Annotated in this window: 15 protein-coding genes; 6 read left to right on the top strand and 9 right to left on the bottom strand. The window is 58.9% G+C overall.

Translation table 11 applies throughout. The features are described 5' to 3' along the window. Positions 1 to 98: 98 nt before the first annotated feature. The 5 genes from AO353_RS02090 to AO353_RS02110 all read left to right on the top strand — a co-directional run bounded on the left by AO353_RS02090 (position 99) and on the right by AO353_RS02110 (position 5,081). The gene (locus AO353_RS02090; RefSeq protein ID WP_054593466.1) at positions 99 to 1,430 is read left to right on the top strand and encodes a TRZ/ATZ family hydrolase; all 1,332 of its coding nucleotides are present in this window, start codon (positions 99 to 101) and stop codon (positions 1,428 to 1,430) included. Between the two features lie 63 nt (positions 1,431 to 1,493). Further along, a complete protein-coding gene (gene ubiG, locus AO353_RS02095; RefSeq protein ID WP_054593467.1) occupies positions 1,494 to 2,192 on the top strand; it encodes a bifunctional 2-polyprenyl-6-hydroxyphenol methylase/3-demethylubiquinol 3-O-methyltransferase UbiG in 699 nt (232 codons plus the stop codon). Positions 2,193 to 2,196: 4 nt separating this feature from the next. After that, a complete protein-coding gene (gene mupP, locus AO353_RS02100; protein ID WP_054593468.1) occupies positions 2,197 to 2,868 on the top strand; it encodes an N-acetylmuramic acid 6-phosphate phosphatase MupP in 672 nt (223 codons plus the stop codon). 175 nt (positions 2,869 to 3,043) lie between these two features. Further along, positions 3,044 to 3,784 carry a YciK family oxidoreductase gene (locus AO353_RS02105; RefSeq protein WP_054593469.1) on the top strand — a complete coding sequence of 247 codons (741 nt, stop codon included), beginning with the start codon at positions 3,044 to 3,046 and terminating at the stop codon, positions 3,782 to 3,784. A gap of 370 nt (positions 3,785 to 4,154) precedes the next feature. Next, on the top strand, positions 4,155 to 5,081 hold the full coding sequence (locus AO353_RS02110) for a GGDEF domain-containing protein (RefSeq protein WP_054593470.1): 927 nt from the start codon (positions 4,155 to 4,157) through the stop codon (positions 5,079 to 5,081). 111 nt (positions 5,082 to 5,192) lie between these two features. Here the strand turns inward: AO353_RS02110 and AO353_RS02115 are convergent, their stop codons facing one another. The 7 genes from AO353_RS02115 to AO353_RS02145 all read right to left on the bottom strand — a co-directional run bounded on the left by AO353_RS02115 (position 5,193) and on the right by AO353_RS02145 (position 13,202). Beyond that, positions 5,193 to 5,954, bottom strand: a complete 762-nt coding sequence (locus AO353_RS02115; protein WP_219731512.1) for a TenA family transcriptional regulator — start codon at positions 5,952 to 5,954, stop codon at positions 5,193 to 5,195. A 78-nt stretch (positions 5,955 to 6,032) separates the two neighbouring features. Further along, positions 6,033 to 8,492, bottom strand: coding sequence for an EAL domain-containing protein (locus tag AO353_RS02120; RefSeq protein ID WP_054593472.1), 2,460 nt, complete (start codon positions 8,490 to 8,492; stop codon positions 6,033 to 6,035). Positions 8,493 to 8,703: 211 nt separating this feature from the next. Beyond that, positions 8,704 to 10,521, bottom strand: coding sequence for an ABC transporter ATP-binding protein (locus tag AO353_RS02125; RefSeq protein WP_054593473.1), 1,818 nt, complete (start codon positions 10,519 to 10,521; stop codon positions 8,704 to 8,706). Beyond that, on the bottom strand, positions 10,514 to 11,116 hold the full coding sequence (locus tag AO353_RS02130; RefSeq protein ID WP_173859994.1) for a DsbA family protein: 603 nt from the start codon (positions 11,114 to 11,116) through the stop codon (positions 10,514 to 10,516). Before AO353_RS02130 ends, AO353_RS02125 begins: the two co-directional genes overlap by 8 nt. Before the next feature lie 36 nt (positions 11,117 to 11,152). Then, the gene (locus AO353_RS02135; RefSeq protein WP_054593475.1) at positions 11,153 to 12,094 is read right to left on the bottom strand and encodes a rhodanese-related sulfurtransferase; all 942 of its coding nucleotides are present in this window, start codon (positions 12,092 to 12,094) and stop codon (positions 11,153 to 11,155) included. 270 nt (positions 12,095 to 12,364) lie between these two features. Next, entirely contained in the window at positions 12,365 to 12,664 is a 300-nt protein-coding gene (locus tag AO353_RS02140) for a BolA family protein (RefSeq protein ID WP_054593476.1), read from the bottom strand. Between the two features lie 13 nt (positions 12,665 to 12,677). After that, positions 12,678 to 13,202, bottom strand: a complete 525-nt coding sequence (locus tag AO353_RS02145) for a DUF2059 domain-containing protein (RefSeq protein WP_054593477.1) — start codon at positions 13,200 to 13,202, stop codon at positions 12,678 to 12,680. A gap of 192 nt (positions 13,203 to 13,394) precedes the next feature. On the opposite strand from AO353_RS02145, the gene AO353_RS02150 reads away from it, so the two are divergent. After that, complete coding sequence (locus AO353_RS02150; RefSeq protein WP_054593478.1) at positions 13,395 to 14,789, top strand: class II fumarate hydratase; 1,395 nt, start codon at positions 13,395 to 13,397, stop codon at positions 14,787 to 14,789. Positions 14,790 to 14,908: 119 nt separating this feature from the next. Here AO353_RS02150 and AO353_RS02155 read toward each other — a convergent pair whose 3' ends face one another. Together AO353_RS02155 and pap are read right to left on the bottom strand one after the other, a co-directional pair. Then, complete coding sequence (locus AO353_RS02155; RefSeq protein ID WP_054593479.1) at positions 14,909 to 15,871, bottom strand: DMT family transporter; 963 nt, start codon at positions 15,869 to 15,871, stop codon at positions 14,909 to 14,911. A 221-nt stretch (positions 15,872 to 16,092) separates the two neighbouring features. Further along, positions 16,093 to 17,616, bottom strand: coding sequence for a polyphosphate:AMP phosphotransferase (gene pap, locus AO353_RS02160; protein ID WP_054593480.1), 1,524 nt, complete (start codon positions 17,614 to 17,616; stop codon positions 16,093 to 16,095). Between the last annotated feature and the right edge of the window lie 146 nt (positions 17,617 to 17,762).

The raw sequence follows: 17,762 nt of genomic DNA on the forward strand, positions 1-17,762 counted from the left end.
GCACTCATGAACAAAAGCCGCCGATTATAGCGATCCCCCCGCGAAGACGCTCGGGTATACTTCGCCATCCTACATAAAAGCACTGGACCGAACCCTCGATGCCGAATCCTGCCGCTGCGCTCGACTTACTCTTGCTGCCAACCTGGTTAGTACCTGTCGAACCTGCTGGCGTAGTCCTCAAGGAGCACGGCCTGGGCATCCGTGACGGGCGTATTGCCTTCATCGGCCCGCGCAGCGAAGCCTTGAAGCTCAAGGCCAGCGAGGTCCGTGAACTGCCGGGCATGCTGCTCAGCCCGGGCCTGATCAACGCCCACGGACATGCGGCGATGACATTGTTCCGTGGCCTGGCCGATGATTTGCCGCTGATGACCTGGCTTGAGCAGCACATCTGGCCAGCCGAGACCAAATGGGTCGATGAGGCCTTCGTCCGCGACGGCACCGACCTGGCCATTGCCGAGCAGATCAAGGGCGGCATCACCTGCTTCTCGGACATGTATTTTTTCCCGAAAGTTGCCAGCGAACGCGTGCACAACAGCGGTATTCGCGCACAAATCGCCATCCCGATCCTCGATTTCCCGATTCCCGGCGCCTGCGATGCGGATGAGGCTATCCGTCAGGGCGTCGAGCTATTCGGCGATCTCAAGCATCACCCGCGCATCAAAATCACCTTCGGCCCTCATGCACCCTACACCGTCGGTGACGAAAACCTCGAAAAAATCCGGGTAATCGCCGAGGAGCTGGACGCAGCGATTCACATGCACGTCCACGAAACAGCCTTCGAAGTCCAGCAATCGGTCGAACAGCGCGGCGAGCGGCCATTGGCCCGCCTCGGTCGCCTGGGCTTGCTCGGACCGCGCTTCCAGGCCGTTCACATGACGCAAATCAGCGAAGAAGACCTGGCGTTACTGGTAGAAAGTAACACCAGTGTGATTCATTGCCCGGAATCGAACCTGAAACTGGCCAGCGGCTTTTGCCCAGTGGAGCGCTTGTGGCAGGCTGGAGTCAATGTGGCGGTCGGCACCGATGGCGCGGCCAGCAACAATGACCTCGACCTGCTGGGCGAAACCCGCACCGCCGCCCTGCTGGCCAAAGCCGTTGCCGGCTCGGCCTCCGCCCTGGACGCTCATCGCGCCTTGCGCATGGCGACCCTCAACGGGGCCCGTGCGCTGGGGCTGGAAGCCGAAGTGGGCTCGCTGGAAGTTGGCAAGGCCGCGGACATGGTGGCCTTCGACCTGTCTGGCCTGGCCCAGCAACCGGTTTATGAGCCGGTGTCGCAGCTTATCTACGCCACCGGCCGGGACTGTGTGAAACACCTTTGGGTCGCCGGCAAGCAATTGCTCGACGACCGGCGCCTGACACGCCTCGACGAACAACAGCTATGCGCCACGGCCACCGCCTGGGGCCTGCGCATCAGCGGACACGCCGAATAGAACGACCCCTTGAATCGAACTTCAAGGCTGACAGCAGAATTTTTTAGATTTAGAGGATTACCCATGAGCAACGTCGACCACGCTGAAATCGCCAAATTCGAAGCCCTGGCCCATCGCTGGTGGGACCGTGAAAGCGAGTTCAAGCCGCTGCACGACATCAACCCGCTGCGGGTCAACTGGATTGACGAGCGCGTTAAACTGGCCGGCAAGAAGGTCCTGGACGTCGGTTGCGGCGGCGGTATCCTCAGCGAATCCATGGCACAACGCGGCGCTACCGTGATGGGCATCGACATGGGCGAAGCGCCGTTGGCGGTCGCGCAATTGCATCAACTGGAATCCGGCGTCAGCGTCGAGTACCGGCAAATCACCGCCGAAGCCCTGGCGGAAGAAATGCCCGAGCAATTCGATGTCGTCACCTGCCTGGAAATGCTCGAGCACGTACCCGATCCATCGTCGGTCATTCGTGCCTGCTTCCGCATGGTAAAACCGGGTGGCCAGGTGTTCTTCTCGACCATCAACCGTAATCCGAAGGCTTACCTGTTCGCTATCGTCGGCGCCGAATACATCATGAAACTGCTGCCGCGCGGCACGCATGATTTCAAGAAATTCATCCGTCCTTCCGAACTCGGTTCCTGGAGCCGCCAGGCCGGCCTGAGCGTCAAGGACATCATTGGCCTGACGTACAACCCGCTGACCAAGCACTACAAGCTGGCCGCCGACGTTGACGTCAACTATATGATCCAGACGCTGCGCGAGGAGTAAGCCGATGGCAATCAGAGCAGTTCTTTTTGACATGGACGGCACCCTGCTCGACACCGCGCCGGACTTCATTGCCATCTGCCAAAGCATGCTGGCAGACCGCGGGTTGGCACCGATCCCGGACAAACACATCCGCGACGAGATCTCTGGCGGGGCCAAAGCCATGGTGGCGGTAACCTTCTCGATGGACCCGGAATCACCGGGTTTCGAGGCATTGCGACTGGAGTTTCTGGAGCGTTATCTCAAGGGTTGCGCGGTTCACAGCAAACTCTTCGATGGCATGGCTGAACTGTTGGCCGACATCGAGAAATCCAATCTGATCTGGGGCGTGGTGACTAACAAACCGCTGCGCTTCGCTGAGCTGATCATGCAACAACTGGGACTGGCCGAACGCTCGGCGTTGCTCATTTGCCCAGACCACGTGACCAACAGCAAGCCGCACCCGGAGCCGTTGATACTCGCCTGCAAAATGCTCGACCTGGACCCGGCCAGCGTGCTGTTCGTGGGTGATGACCTGCGCGATATCGAGTCGGGCCGCGATGCCGGCACCCGGACCGCTGCGGTGACCTTTGGCTACATTCACCCTGATGACAATCCACGAAACTGGGGCGCGGATGTGGTGGTGGACCACCCTTCGGAGTTGCGCAAGGTGCTCGATAGCGCACTGTGTAGCTGCTGATCTAACTGGCTGCCGGAGGCATTTGTGGCGAGGGGGCTTGCCCCCGTTCGGCTGCGAAGCAGTCGTAAATCAGCCAGTTCGGTGAAGCTGACAAACCGAGCTTGGGGTCGCTTCGCAACCCAGCGGGGGCAAGCCCCCTCGCCACAGTCTGTTTTCTGCTTTGTAGAGGTTTTTTATGTTTGATTATTCCGCCCGCCCTGAACTGCTCAAAGATCGGGTCATCCTGGTCACTGGCGCCGGTCGTGGCATCGGCGCTGCCGCGGCAAAAACCTATGCCGCTCACGGCGCGACCGTACTGCTGCTGGGCAAGACCGAGGCCAATCTGACCCAGGTTTACGACGAAATCGAAGCGGCCGGTTATCCACAGCCTGCAGTGATTCCGTTCAACCTGGAAACCGCCCTGCCGCATCAATACGACGAACTGGCGGCCATGATCGAAACCGAGTTCGGTCACCTTGATGGCTTGTTGCACAACGCCTCGATCATTGGCCCGCGCACGCCACTGGAGCAACTCTCCGGCGAAAACTTCATGCGCGTGATGCACGTCAACGTCAACGCCATGTTCATGCTGACCAGCACCCTGCTGCCACTGCTCAAGCTGTCTCAGGACGCCTCGGTAATCTTCACCTCCAGCAGCGTCGGCCGCAAAGGTCGTGCGTACTGGGGCGCTTATGGCGTGTCGAAATTCGCCACCGAAGGCCTGATGCAAACCCTGGCCGACGAAGTCGACAACGTCGCGCCGGTTCGCTCAAACAGCATCAACCCAGGCGCAACCCGCACCAGCATGCGCGCTCAAGCGTACCCGGGCGAAAACCCGGCCAACAACCCGACGCCTGAAGAGATCATGCCGGTTTACCTGTACCTGATGGGGCCGGACAGCACTGGCATCAACGGTCAGGCGTTCAACGCTCAGTAAGGCCCTCGCCGCACCCCGCTGCCGCGACGGCATACTGTCGCGGCACGCGTCTCCCCTCCTTCAAGCGTCTGTTTGAAGTCAATCAAATGCCGCCGAATCAGCCACCAGTCACCGACACACAAGCCAACAAGCTGATTTAAAACGAATTTTATTCGTCTGAACCGAATGGCATGACTTTCGCTCTAATCCTGTTGAAACACGCAGCGTGTTAGCGATCGGGCAGCGCCATGTCGAGCTTACGTTTGCTCGACAAAGCAGACTAAAATCTAGCCACATGTCCTACGGGACTGATGGACCAGTATGACGCGCAGCCCAAAGCCGCTCTCACCCAGCCTGTAAGACAGCACTCCTGCTTAGGGGCTCACGCCATATGAAATCTCCAACCCAGACCAACGCAATTGACTTCGATAGCGCCAAAATGCAGCGGCTGGGCTTTGGCCAGTTGCCAGCCCTTTTGGAGCGTCCTGCCAGCCTCGGTCAATTGCGCCAGCAGCTGGGCCTGCAACTGCAAACCAGCCTTGAGCCGCAGCGCATTCTGGGACTGTTTTTCCGCGAAATTCAGCGCCTTGTGCCACTGGACGCCTTGAACTATCAACACAAAACCAGCGACCTGCGCCTGGAGTTCGGTCAGCGCGGACATCACTCGGTGAGCTATAGCCTGAGCCACGAAGGCACACACCTGGGCGATCTGGTGTTCCGTCGCAATCAGCGCTTCAGCGAAAAGGATCAGGGTAACCTCGAATCCCTGCTATCCAGCTTGCTCTTCCCGATGCGCAATGCCCTGCTCTATCGAGCGGCCACTCAAAGTGCACTGCGCGACCCACTGACCGGCACCGGCAATCGCATTGCCATGGATCAGACCCTGCAACGGGAGATCGACATGGCCCGGCGACACTTGCAGCCGCTGTCGTTGTTGATGCTCGATATCGATCACTTCAAACAGATCAATGACAACTACGGTCACAGCGCCGGCGATGACGTGTTGAAGGCTGTCGCAACCTTGATCAAAGACCAGTTGCGCAACGTAGACATGGTCTTTCGCTTCGGCGGAGAAGAGTTTCTGATTCTGCTGTCCAACACCAGCCGCGATGCCGCTGCAATGATAGGCGAACGCCTGCGCTATGCCGCACAAGCCGGGGAGTATTCGGCGGATGGGACGCTGATCGGCTTAACGGTCAGCCTCGGATGCTCGACGCTGCTGCCGGGTGAGTCCGCAGACAGCTTGTTGCGACGCGCCGACAGTGCGCTGTATGTGGCCAAGCGCGAGGGGCGCAACCGGTTGGCGATGGCGGGTTGAAGCTTGAACTCAAGCGCTCCGGAAAAGATCGCAGCCTGCGGCAGCTCCTACAGACTGCGGTCTGTCATGACACCCCGCCGAATATAGGAACTGCCACCTGGCTGTGATTGTTTAGCTTTCGGCCAGCGCCATCCGCTCCCGGGCTACCGGAACCCTTTCGGAGTGTTCCAGTTGCATGCAGCGTTCCAGGAACAGGTACATGTAGTCGTAGCTCTTGCAGATCGCCTGACGCAGTTCAGCTTGCAGGGATCTGGTGGGGTTCAGGCCCGCCAGCGTGCAGATGATTTCCAGGGCTTCCCATGGATGGGCATCATCGTATTGAGCGTGCATTTTCAGCCACTTCATCGCGCGCTTGCGGTCGTCCTCAGGGAACGCTGCCGCATAGACTCCACTGGAACACACCAGCGCCGACCACTCCCCGGTCGCCCCTTCAATGGCATAGTTGGTTGCCGCAATGGCAACAATCAGCGAATCCGCCGAGCTGGTATGCCAGCACCAATGACTCAACGCATGAAGCTCAGGTGCAACCTGCTGCGCCTGCAAATCATCGAGGCTGACGCCATGCGCGCGACTCCAGTGCACCCAATAGTCGGCATGATTGAGCTCAACCCGAATGTTGCGCATCAGCCAGCGACGCGCCATGTCCTCGCCGGGATGGCGGGCAAAGCGGGTCTTCGTCAGGTTTTGCGCCATGTACAACGCGAACTGTTCAACGACCGGCCAGCCACCAATCAGGTACTGACGCATGGTCCTTGCACTGAGTTTGTTGTCACGCATCCGCTGATACAGTTCATGTTCGACAACCCGACGCTTGCTCTCGCTGCAATCCCGGATCAGTTGCTGAGCCCAGGCGGGGTAACTTGCGGCTTCCATAAGCGGGCCGGACCTGTTGAATGTATCGATCACTGTCGCACTCCTTTTGATTGTGATGGTACGGATCAGCAAGAGATTTCAACGGAACGTGCCAGGCGCCCTGAATAACAGAGGCTGCGGTCTGGCGGGCCGACATTGCAGGCTGTCACAGGTAAACAATTGCGGGCGTTCAATGATATACCCTTGAGCATAATCCACCCCGATCTCCAGCAATGCCTGCTCGATCTGGGGTGTTTCAACAAACTCGGCAATGGTGCGCTTACCCATGACATGACCGATGTGATTGATCACTTCGACCATTGCACGGTTAATCGGGTCGTCCAGCATATCCTTTACGAAACTCCCGTCGATCTTCAAGAAGTCTACAGGTAAATGTTTTAGATAGGCGAATGAGGACATACCGGCACAAAAGTCATCCAGCGAAAAATGACATCCCAACCCTTTGAGCTCATTGATAAATCTGATTGCGCTGCCCAAATTGGAAATCGCGCTGGTTTCAGTGATTTCAAAACAAATCATTTCAGGCGGGATGGCATAGGCAGTGAATTTTTCACGCAGAAAGTGCAGAAAAGCCTCATCACCGATGGTAGTGCCTGACAGATTGATCGCACACATGGCCAACGGCCCTTTGCGCTCTTGGGCGATGCCCTGCGCAATGATCCTGAAAACATTCTCGACCACCCAACGATCCAGGGACGTCATCAGTCCATAACGCTCGGCGGCAGGAATGAAGCTGTCCGGCAGAATCATCCGCCCGGCTTCGTCGTGCAGACGCAGCAGGATTTCGATATGCCCGCCGCCCCGTTCGATATGCCCCAGCGCAGCGATTTCCTGTGAATACAGACAGAAGCGGTTCTCTTCCAGCGCCATGTGTAGGCGTTGCACCCAGGCCATCTCGCCAAAACGCAGGGACAACTCGGAGTCGTCGGCATGATAGACCTGCACCCGATTGCGGCCCTTCTCCTTCGCCATGTAGCAGGCCATGTCTGCAGCACGCAATGAAGCCTCAAGGGTGGCCGGAGCTTGAATGATGTGCACCAGACCGATGCTGACGGTGGTCACGAATGGCCGGCCTTTCCAGACAAAGTGCAGGTTTTGTACCGTCTGGCGCAGGCCCTCGGCGATTTTTTCCGAGGCTTGCGGCGAGCAGTTTTCCAGCAGAATGCCGAACTCGTCACCGCCCAATCGGGCCAAGGTGTCACCTTCGCGCAAACCCGATTGCAACAGTGCGCAGATATGCCGCAGCAGCTCATCACCCGCAGCATGCCCGCAAGTGTCGTTGACCAGTTTGAATTGATCCAGATCGAGGAACATCAAGGCATGTCGGGCTGGCTGGCGCGTCAGGCTGTGCAACGCCTGCTCCAGGCGATATTCGAATTCGCGGCGGTTGGCCAGCCCGGTCAACGCGTCGTGGGTGGCCTGCCAGGAAAGATTGGCAATGTACTGCCGCTCCTGGGTCATGTCATGCAGCACCAGTACCGTGCCACTGACTTTACCGGCATTGCGAATCGGCGAACCTACCAGCGTGACTGAAACCGTGCTGCCATCCAGCCTCTGGATCAGTTTGGAGTGTTCACTGCCGCCGCTGAGCTGACCGCTGAGAATATGCTCGATCAGCGTGAAGCCATCCGCCTGGGCATTGTCATCCAGCAGATTGAACAAGGCTGCCAGTGGTAGCCCGATTGCCTGCTCAGCCTTCCAGTGGGTCAACTCCTCGGCTGCCGGGTTCATGTAAGCAATGGCACCTTCAACGTCGGTGGTGATCACGCCATCGCCAATGGACTGCAAGGTGATTTGCGCGCGTTCCTTTTCCAGCTGCAAGGCATTGGCAAACGCGTGGCGCTGAGCCAGTAGCTTATGGGTGCGCAAGAGTGCCAGGGCAATCAACCCCAACGCCGTGGCCAGGTTAGTGAACAGCAACAACCGCAGAATCAGCCGCGAGCCCTCGCCCAATGCGTCACTGAATGCTTTGGCGGCGGGGGTCACCGCTTCGTTGATGGCAAATATCCGGGCTTTCCAGCGCTGAATGTCGGCGTCGCTCGCCTGGTTGCCGACAATGCGCTGATGCATTTCAAGGGCGACGTTATCGAGCTGCATCAGGTAGGCATCGCCCACGGTCCAGCGATCGATAGCGGTTTCCAGGTAACTGAAATGCCGGAAGTTCAGGTACAGCCAAATCAGGCTTGAAACGTCATCGGGATGGTTACCGCCGTTGAGGATACCCCGCCTCGCGGCCTCAAGATCAGGCGGTTGATGATCCAGCGCGACCCGCAGTTCATGCCCGCCCTGGGGGACTGAAATAGCCTTCTGATACTTGAGGAAAATCGACTCGTCGCGACTGTCAGCGTAGAGATTGAGGTAATAGATAGCGTCTTTCTGACCCTTGGACCACAGGCTTTCTCCGGCAACATAGCCGCGAACCGCCGACAAAACGTACAGGCTGACGCCGCCCAACAGGGCCTGAAACAATACGACGGCGATAAATGGCCAGACGATGCCCAACAACCGTGGCGTTCCGAGAGTCCGCTTTTGCTTCATGAGGTCCCTTGCATAAGCGCTGCCTGATGAACACCCTAGAGAATTCCGCTCCTAGCAGCACAGACTAGGCTAATTTTCGATTTTTCGAAGGCGTCAGGCTTCGATCAAGCTCGATTTAGGGGCAATGTAACAATCAAAGGGTCCACAAGGCCGATTCCCAAAAAGGATGGCTGATCAATAAGTACAGAAATCCGGGCAAAACTCAAGACTGCTAATGCTGCTGCAAATGCCCATACAACTTGGCATACAGGCCACCTTCAGCAATCAGTTGCTGATGGTCGCCGTCTTCGGCAATCTGCCCGCCATCGAATACCAGCACACGATCTGCCTGTTTCACCGCCGACAACCGGTGAGCAATGATCAGTGTCGTGCGACCGCTGAGAAACCGCGCGAGCGCCTGATGGAGGTTGTATTCGGTGGCGGCGTCCAGCGCCGAAGTCGCCTCATCGAGGACCACGACCTTGGGTTCGGCCAGCACCATGCGCGCAATCGCCAGGCGCTGACGCTGCCCGCCGGACAAGCGCACACCGGAACGGCCAACGACACTATCCAGACCTTGCGGCAGCGCCTTGACCGTTGCCTCGAGCTGGGCGATTTCCAGTGCCTGCCAACAGGCTTCGTCACTGCGTTCGCGGCCCATGGCGAGGTTGGCCCGTATGGTGTCGTTGAACAGTGCCGGGTGCTGCAACACCACGGCGACATTCTCGCGCACCGTTTCCAGGCCGATGTCCTGTTGAGTGACGCCACCAAAACGGATGCTGCCCGACTGTGGCGTATAGAGCCCCAGCAGCAACTGCACCAGCGTGCTTTTACCGCCACCACTGGCGCCGACGATGGCGACTTTTTCACCGGGTGCGATGGACAGGTTCATCTGATCCAGCACCAGCTCACCGCCATAGCCGAAACTCAAGCCCTGGACCTCGATGCCCACCGTCTCGCGCCCTTTGAACGGGTCGACGCCACCTGGGTATTGCGGCTCGTCGGCACGCGATAACAGCTCGTTGATTCGCGTCAGTGCACCGCCGGCCGCGTAATAGGCGTATTGCAAATTCAGCAACTGCTCGACCGGCCCGATCATGAACCAGAGGTAGCTGAACACCGCCAGCATCTGGCCGATGGACAGGTCGGAGAACAGCACCGTGAGCATCGCGGCGGCGCGGAAGATATCGATACCGAACTGGAACAGCAAACCGCTGGCACGGCTCGATGCGTCGCTTTTCCACTGTGAGTTGACGGCATAGTTGCGCACTTCCTGCGCCCGCAAGCCGAGACGTCCCAGGAAAAACCCCTGACGATTGCCAGCGCGGATTTCCTGAATTGCATCCAGGGTTTCGGTCAGCGCCTGGGTGAACCGGGAAGTGCTGTCGTTCTCAAGTTTCTTCAGGTGTTTGACCCGCTTACCCAACTGCACGGTGGCGTAGATCACCAGCGGGTTGAACAACAGGATCAGCAGCGCCAGCTTCCAGTGCATCCACACCAGAATCCCCGCCGTGCCGACCAGCGTGAGCATCGCCACCAGAAAGCGGCTAAGGGTTTCGCCGACGAATTTGTCGACCGTGTCCAGGTCCGTGACCAGGTGCGTGGTCACCGTGCCGCTGCCCAGGCTTTCGTATTCGCCAAGGGAAATACGCTTGAGTCGCTCGATCAGCCGTACGCGGATACGGTAAACGATGTCCTTGGCCAGACTTGCAAACAGACGCGCCTGCAAGACGTTGAACATCAATGCGCCGCAACGCAGGGTCAACGTCACCAGCAACATCAGACCGATGTAACCGGCAGCACGTTGCCAGCCGGTGGGCAGCGCGTGATTCATCACTTTCAGTGCGGCGTCGCCATGCCCCAGCAGCACTTCGTCCACCAGCAATGGCAACAGTAAAGGGATTGGCACACTGCACAGGGTTGCCAATACGGCGACGCCGTTGGCGATCCACAAGGATTTTTTATGCTGAAGTGCCAGTCGACGGATTTCTGCCCAACTCAGCCGATCGACCCGCTTGGGTTGCGGTGCATCATCGGGTTGCTCATACACAGGCTGCGCGCTCCAGCCAACGGCCGAGCAACGGGGCCAGTTCGCTGAGCGGTTGATAACCATTGGTCAACAGCGCCAATTGACCGTTGCGCTCGGCGAGCAAGGTCGGGAAGCCGGCGATGCCCAGATCCTGAACCCAGGTGAAGTCTGCCGCCGTCGCCGCGTGCTGATCGGCACGGTCGAATGCTGCCGCGAACTCGATACGCGGCAAGCCGGCTTGTTCGGCCAACTCCACCAACACGCTGGCGCGGGTGACGTCACGACCCTCGGTATAAAAAGCCTGCTGGATGAGTTTGAGCAGTTTCCAGGCGCAATCCGGTGCCAGGCTGCGCGCCGTCACCAGCGCACGGCAGGCAGGTTCGGTGTCGTAGACAAAACCGTCGGGCAGCGCGCCTTCGAACTTGAACGGCTGGCCGGTGGCTTCGGCGACCGCCTGCCAGTGTTCGAGAATGTAGCGCCGCGTAGTGGGTTCCAGCGCTGCACCACTGCCGGTGCGCAAACCGCCAACCACCAGATGCACATCAATGCCCGCAGCCTGCGCCTGCTTGACCAGGGCCTCGGCCACCGGAGCGAAGCCCCAGCACCAGGAGCACATCGGATCCATTACATAGAGCAGGCGCGCGGACATGGTTCAGGCCTCGGTGTTGGATTGCTTGTAGTTGTAACCGATCGGGTGCGGCTGATTACGGGCCTTGGCCAGTTCGATCTGTTTCTGCCGGTCGATCGCACTGCGACGGGTCTTCTCACTCAGCTTATCCCAGCAATGCGGGCAGCTGATGCCAGCGACATAGTGCTCGGATGCACGGTCTTCCACACTCACTGGCGTACGACAGGCATGACATTGATCGTAGTCGCCTTCGCTCAGGTCGTGGCGAACGGTGACGCGGTTATCGAACACAAAGCAGTCACCCTGCCATTTGGTTTCTTCCTGCGGCACCTCTTCGAGGTACTTGAGGATTCCGCCCTTGAGGTGGAAGACTTCATCGAAGCCCTGGCTGAGCATGTAGCTCGAAGCCTTTTCACAGCGAATGCCGCCGGTGCAGAACATCGCGACTTTCTTGTGCTTGGCCGGGTCGAAGTTGGCTTTGATGTAGTCGGGAAATTCGCGAAAACTGGTGGTCTTCGGATCGATCGCGCCTTCGAAGGTGCCGATCGACACTTCGTAGTCGTTGCGGGTATCGATCAGCAGCACTTCAGGGTCGCTGATCAACGCGTTCCAATTCTGCGGATCAACGTAGGTGCCGACCTTCTTGTTCGGGTCAACGCCTTCAACACCCAGGGTGACGATCTCTTTCTTGAGTTTGACCTTGGTGCGGTAGAACGGCTGCTCGTCGCAGTACGACTCTTTGTGATCGATGTCGTCCATGCGCGGATCGTTCTTGAGCCAGGCCATCAGCCCGTCGATGCCTTCGCGGCTACCGGAAACCGTGCCGTTGATGCCTTCTTCGGCAATCAGCAAGGTGCCTTTGATGCCGTTGTCGACCATTGCCTGCAACAGTGGCTCGCGCAAGGCGACGTAATCTTCAAGGGTGACGAACTTATACAGTGCCGCCACGACAATCTGTTGTGTCATGGGTGATTCTCCAGGTGGCTACCCGCGCAAGGGGTGAACCGGATGCGAAAAAAAACGCGCCGGCTAAGCGGCGCGTTGCGGATTCTAACAAAAACACTGTGGTTTTAGGACTGTGGTGTTTCACCTGTGGCGAGGGAGCTTGCTCCCGCTGGACCGCGAAGCGGTCGTAATCCGGCAATCGCGTTCCATCTGAATACTCGCGGCGGTTGATATTAGGGTCGCTTCGCAACCCAGCGGGAGCAAGCTCCCTCGCCACAACAGCCATCAGAATCAGTGCTTGCTGCCGCCAGCACAGGTCGGCGAGGCAGGTGCCGCGCCGGTCTTTGCCCATTCCTCAGGCGTATAGGTATGCAGCGCCAACGCATGGAATTCACCCATCAGGTCACCCAACGTGGCGTAGACCTTCTGGTGACGCTTGACGCTGTTGAGCCCGGTAAATTGCTCGCTGACCACCACGGCCTTGAAGTGGGTTTGCAGCCCTCGGCTGTGCATATGACTTTCGTCCAGCACCTCCAGATGTGCAGGTTGCAACGCGTTCAGTGCCGATTCAATACGTTGTTGCATGGTCATTGCGGGGCTCCGCTCAAGGCTTTTTCTTGGCGGGAGCAGCGGCGTCTTTCGGCGTCAGCTCGGCAGTCATGTCAGCCAGCAGCTTGTTGACCACAGGCACCGCGCTTTCCAGTTTGGCTTGAGTCATCTGGGCCGATTGCTGAGTCAGCTGAGGCATTTTTTCCAGGACTTTCTTGCCCAGTGGCGACTGGTAGAACGCAACCAGGTCCTTGAGCTCGGATTCGCTGAAGTTGGTGGTGTAGAGCTTGACCATGTCCGGCTTCAGTTTGTTCCAGCCAATGGCTTGGTCCAGAGCGGCGTTGGCCTTGGCCTGGTAGGTTTCCAGCAAGGCTTTTTTCGATTCCGGCGCTTTGGTTTGTTCAAAGCGCTGGGCGAACATTTGCTGCACTTGCATGTACACCGGTGTGCCCAGTTTGTCAGCATGCGCCAGGGTCAGGAAAGCTTCGGCACTGGCGTTGTGGCTGGCGGTATCGGCGAAAACCTGGCCGCTGGCACAGACCAGAGCAACCGCGGTACAGATGGCACGAAGACGAGTCATCGAGTTTCCTTTTCTAGCAGGCGAGGTAAAACCCCAAGGGGGGCCATTCTGCGCCTAAAAAACTCATGCGCTCAACCCCTCCCCCTTGCCAGGCCTGATTTTCAGGACCGAACGGTTAAAAAAACGACTGATGGAACCCTAAGCGTCATTCACGACCTAAACTTCGCTATCAGACCTACAGGAATGTAACCGATGAGCCGTATCGAAACCGACAGCCTTGGCCCAGTGGAAGTCCCGGATGAAGCCTACTGGGGCGCTCAGACGCAGCGCTCGCTGATTAACTTTGCCATTGGCAATGAACGCATGCCGCTGGCCGTACTGCACGCCTTGGCCCTGATCAAGAAAGCCGCGGCACGGGTCAATAGTCGCAATGGCGATCTGCCGGCCGACATCGCCCGGCTGATCGAGCAGGCCGCCGACGAAGTGCTCGACGGCCAGCATGACGACCAGTTTCCGCTGGTGGTCTGGCAGACCGGCAGTGGCACCCAAAGCAACATGAACGTCAACGAAGTGATCGCCGGCCGCGCCAACGAACTGGCCGGCAACCCTCGTGGCGGCAAGGCTCCGGTGCACCCCAACGACCACGTCAATCGCTCGCAAAGCTCCAACGACAGCTTCCCCACCGCCATGCATATCGCCACGGTGCAGGCCGTACAACAGCAGCTGTTGCCGGCCATCGCTGAACTCTCCGCCGGGCTGGCCGAGCAGGCCGCACGGCACATGAAACTGGTGAAGACCGGTCGCACGCACATGATGGATGCCACGCCGATCACCTTCGGCCAGGAGCTTTCAGCGTTCATCGCCCAGCTCGATTACGCCGAACGTGCGATCCGCAGCGCCTTGCCGGCCGTCTGCGAGTTGGCTCAGGGCGGTACTGCGGTGGGGACCGGCCTCAACTCGCCGCATGGCTTTGGCGAAGCGATTGCCTCCGAGTTGGCCGCGCTCTCCGGCCTGCCGTTTATCACCGCGCCGAACAAGTTTGCCGCACTGGCCGGGCACGAACCGTTGACCACCTTGTCTGGCGCGCTGAAAACCCTCGCCGTGACCCTGATGAAAATCGCCAACGACTTGCGCTTGCTGGGCTCCGGACCACGAGCGGGTTTCGCCGAGGTCAAGCTGCCCGCCAACGAGCCCGGCAGTTCGATCATGCCTGGCAAGGTCAACCCGACTCAGTGCGAAGCATTGTCGATGCTCGCCTGCCAGGTACTGGGCAACGACGTGGCGATTGGCTTCGCCGCCAGCCAGGGCCACCTGCAGTTGAACGTGTTCAAGCCGGTGATCATTCACAACCTGCTGCAATCGATCCGCTTGCTCGGTGATGGCTGCAGTAACTTCCAGCAGCATTGCATTGCAGGCCTTGAGCCGGATGCCGAGCAAATGGCCGCTCACCTGGAACGTGGCTTGATGCTGGTGACGGCGCTGAACCCGCACATCGGCTACGACAAATCCGCCGAGATTGCCAAGAAAGCCTATGCCGAAGGGCTGACCCTGCGCGAGGCGGCGTTGCAGCTCGGTTATCTGACGGATGAGCAGTTTGATGCCTGGGTGCGGCCGGAGAACATGCTGGAGGCCGGGAAGCAGGGTTGAATCAGTCAGTTATCTAGCGTCTGACGGTCAGTCATCGCGAGCAAGCTCTGCTCCTACAGAAGAGAAGCTCGCATCTCCTCTGCAGGCGTAAAGCTTGCTCGCGATGAACGATAACGCGGTTACCGGCTGACCGCGGCCCGCATCCGTCGGGCCTTGAGCCCGGCGATCAGCGATGGCCCCAACGCGACCAGTGCCGACCCCAGCACCACCAGCACTGCACCGCCATACGCCAGACTGTTGATCTGTTCGGCCTGTACATACTCGGGCCACAACCAGGCGGCCAGCGCCACGGCCGCGAAGGTCACCAACGGTGTGATGGCGAGCGTCGCACTGACCCTCGACGCCTCCCAATGGGCCAGCGCTTCGGCAAAAGCGCCGTAAGCGATCAGCGTGTTCAGACAGCACCCAAGCAGCAACCAGCCTTGCAGCGGGCTCAGTTGCAAAGCTTCCAATGGATGTACCCACGGGGTCAGCAACAAGGCGCAAAACAGGTAGATCACCATCATCACCTGTAACGAATTCCACGCCGTCAGCAATTGTTTCTGGCCCAGCGCATAGAAGGTCCAGACGGTTGACGCCGCCAGTACCAGCAACACGCCTGCGGTGTAATCACTCAACGATGTCAGCAACTCGCTGAGCCGCTGATTGAAAAACAACCCGAACCCCAACAACAGCACCAGCAGGCCAATCCCCTGCCCCACGCTGAAACGTTCCTTGAACACAAACAGGCTGGCGATCAGCAACAGGATCGGCCCCATCTGCACGACCAGTTGCGCAGTACCCGGGCTCAACAGGTTCAGGCCCATCAGGTACAACACGTAATTGCCCACCAGCCCGAGTACCGCCATCAGCACCAGCCAGCCACCTTTAGGCCCAAGCGCCCGTCGGCTCGGCAGACGCTTGGTCGCCGCCAGATAAAGGAACAGCAAGCTGCCGGATACGATCAGCCGAAACCAGGTCACCGTGACCGGGTCCATCACCAGCAATACCTGCTTGAGTTTGATCGGCAGGATTCCCCACAAAAACGCGGTCAGCAAGGCGAGGAACAGACCATAAACCCAGCGACCGGACGAAATGTGCATGGAAACCCCAAAAGGCTGACGGCGAGAAAAGCCATTCTAGGCTGCCGGCGAGGCATCACACACGGACAGTTGGCGACAAGCCGTAAATGAGACTGTATCGGTCGCACCGAGAAGTTGACGTTTACCGTTGATCAGTTAACCAGGCGTGCCCACGACATTGCCCCTGCCAGCTCCCGGCCGACCGCGACAATCATTCACCCCGCGTATGCAAACCCATCGGGCTACTTCTTGTCCTTCTTCAGCTTCTTCTGGTCCTTGTCGGATTTCTCGAAGGCCTCTTCCAGCGCACGGTTGAGGGTGCGCAGTACTTTGACCCGGGCCCAGCGCTTGTCGTTGGCTTCCACCAGGGTCCAGGGTGAAACCTCGGTGCTGGTGCGGTCGACCATATCGCCGACAGCCGTCCGGTAGTCGTCCCACTTCTCGCGGTTGCGCCAGTCGTCTTCGGTGATCTTGAAGCGTTTGAAGGGAATGGCTTCGCGCTCCTGGAAACGCTCCAGCTGGGTCTGTTTGTCGATGGCCAGCCAGAACTTCACGACGATCACCCCGGAGGCGCTGATCTGCTCTTCGAAGTCGTTGATTTCGCCATAGGCGCGCAGCCAGTCGGCCTGGCTGCAAAAGCCCTCGACGCGTTCCACCAGCACCCGGCCATACCAGGAACGGTCGAAGACAGTAAATTTTCCGCGCGCCGGGATCTGGCGCCAGAAACGCCACAAATACGGCTGGGCGCGCTCGTCCTCGGTCGGCGCGGCAATCGGCACGATGCTGTACTGGCGCGGGTCGAGTGCGGCGGCCACACGACGAATCGCCCCGCCCTTGCCCGCGGCGTCATTACCCTCGAATACCGCGATCAGTGCGTGTCGGCGCATCCGTTTGTCACGCATCAGGCCGGATAACCGTGCCTGTTCGGTAATCAGTTGCTCCTCGTAATCGTCCTTTTCCAGCCGCTGGCTCATGTCCAGACTACCGAGCAAACTCAAGTGATCGACACTGGCCGACAGCGGCGCAGCGCTGACTTTGTCCGGGTTGATCTTGGGGCGCTTGAGGGCATTTTGCAGACCGTCGAGCAGGATCTTGCCCACGGTCAGACTGCGGTAATGGGCATCCACACCTTCGATCACATGCCAGGGTGCGTAGTCGCGGCTGGTGCGGCGAATCACCCGCTCACCATACTGCACGAACTTGTCGTAGGTTTTCGATTGCTGCCAGTCCAGCGGGCTGATGCGCCAGCTGTGCAACGGGTCGTCCTGCAAGGACTTGAGGCGCGCTTTCATTTGTTGCTTGGACAGGTGAAACCAGAATTTGAAGATCACTGCGCCTTCATCGCAGAGCATTTTCTCCAGGCGTTCGGTCTGGTTGATCGCCTGGTCCAGCACCGCATCCTTGAACAGACCATGGACCCGCCCTTGCAGCATCTGGCTGTACCAGTTGCCGAAAAACACCCCCATTCGCCCCTTGGCCGGGAGCATTCGCCAATAGCGCCAGGCCGGTGGTCGCGCCAGCTCTTCATCGGTTTGCTGATCGAAGGTGCGGACCTCAATCAGTCGCGGGTCCATCCACTCATTGAGCAACTTGACCGTCTCGCCCTTGCCTGCACCTTCAATCCCGTTGATCAGCACGATCACCGGAAATCGCGCCTGCTGCTGGAGGTCGAACTGGGCTTCAAGCAAAGCCTCACGCAACGCCGGCACTTCAGCATCGTAGGTTTCTTTATCAATCACATGACCGATTTCAGCAGATTCGAACATGAGCGACTCCCTTCCAAGATTGTCCAAGACTAGCGGATTGAGCAGGTGCTTAGCAGAGAAATTCCCTGTGGCGAGGGCGCTTGCTCCCGCCGGCGGGTCCGCGCTCGGGCGAAGCAGTCGCGAATCAGGATGACGCGTTCTGTCCG

The organism is Pseudomonas fluorescens (genome assembly GCF_001307155.1).
Classification (GTDB): Bacteria; Pseudomonadota; Gammaproteobacteria; order Pseudomonadales; family Pseudomonadaceae; genus Aquipseudomonas; species Aquipseudomonas helvetica.

Excerpts from the sequence above, each read along its gene's own strand:
- mupP (WP_054593468.1), top strand. The coding sequence starts at position 2,197 with ATGGCAATCAGAGCAGTTCTTTTTGACATGGACGGCACCCTGCTCGAC.
- AO353_RS02150 (WP_054593478.1), top strand. The coding sequence starts at position 13,395 with ATGAGCCGTATCGAAACCGACAGCCTTGGCCCAGTGGAAGTCCCGGAT.
- AO353_RS02140 (WP_054593476.1), bottom strand. The coding sequence starts at position 12,664 with ATGACCATGCAACAACGTATTGAATCGGCACTGAACGCGTTGCAACCT.
- AO353_RS02110 (WP_054593470.1), top strand. The coding sequence starts at position 4,155 with ATGAAATCTCCAACCCAGACCAACGCAATTGACTTCGATAGCGCCAAA.
- AO353_RS02120 (WP_054593472.1), bottom strand. The coding sequence starts at position 8,492 with ATGAAGCAAAAGCGGACTCTCGGAACGCCACGGTTGTTGGGCATCGTC.
- ubiG (WP_054593467.1), top strand. The coding sequence starts at position 1,494 with ATGAGCAACGTCGACCACGCTGAAATCGCCAAATTCGAAGCCCTGGCC.
- AO353_RS02145 (WP_054593477.1), bottom strand. The coding sequence starts at position 13,202 with ATGACTCGTCTTCGTGCCATCTGTACCGCGGTTGCTCTGGTCTGTGCC.
- AO353_RS02115 (WP_219731512.1), bottom strand. The coding sequence starts at position 5,954 with ATGGAAGCCGCAAGTTACCCCGCCTGGGCTCAGCAACTGATCCGGGAT.
- AO353_RS02155 (WP_054593479.1), bottom strand. The coding sequence starts at position 15,871 with ATGCACATTTCGTCCGGTCGCTGGGTTTATGGTCTGTTCCTCGCCTTG.
- AO353_RS02090 (WP_054593466.1), top strand. The coding sequence starts at position 99 with ATGCCGAATCCTGCCGCTGCGCTCGACTTACTCTTGCTGCCAACCTGG.
- pap (WP_054593480.1), bottom strand. The coding sequence starts at position 17,616 with ATGTTCGAATCTGCTGAAATCGGTCATGTGATTGATAAAGAAACCTAC.
- AO353_RS02105 (WP_054593469.1), top strand. The coding sequence starts at position 3,044 with ATGTTTGATTATTCCGCCCGCCCTGAACTGCTCAAAGATCGGGTCATC.
- AO353_RS02130 (WP_173859994.1), bottom strand. The coding sequence starts at position 11,116 with ATGTGCTCCTGGTGCTGGGGCTTCGCTCCGGTGGCCGAGGCCCTGGTC.
- AO353_RS02135 (WP_054593475.1), bottom strand. The coding sequence starts at position 12,094 with ATGACACAACAGATTGTCGTGGCGGCACTGTATAAGTTCGTCACCCTT.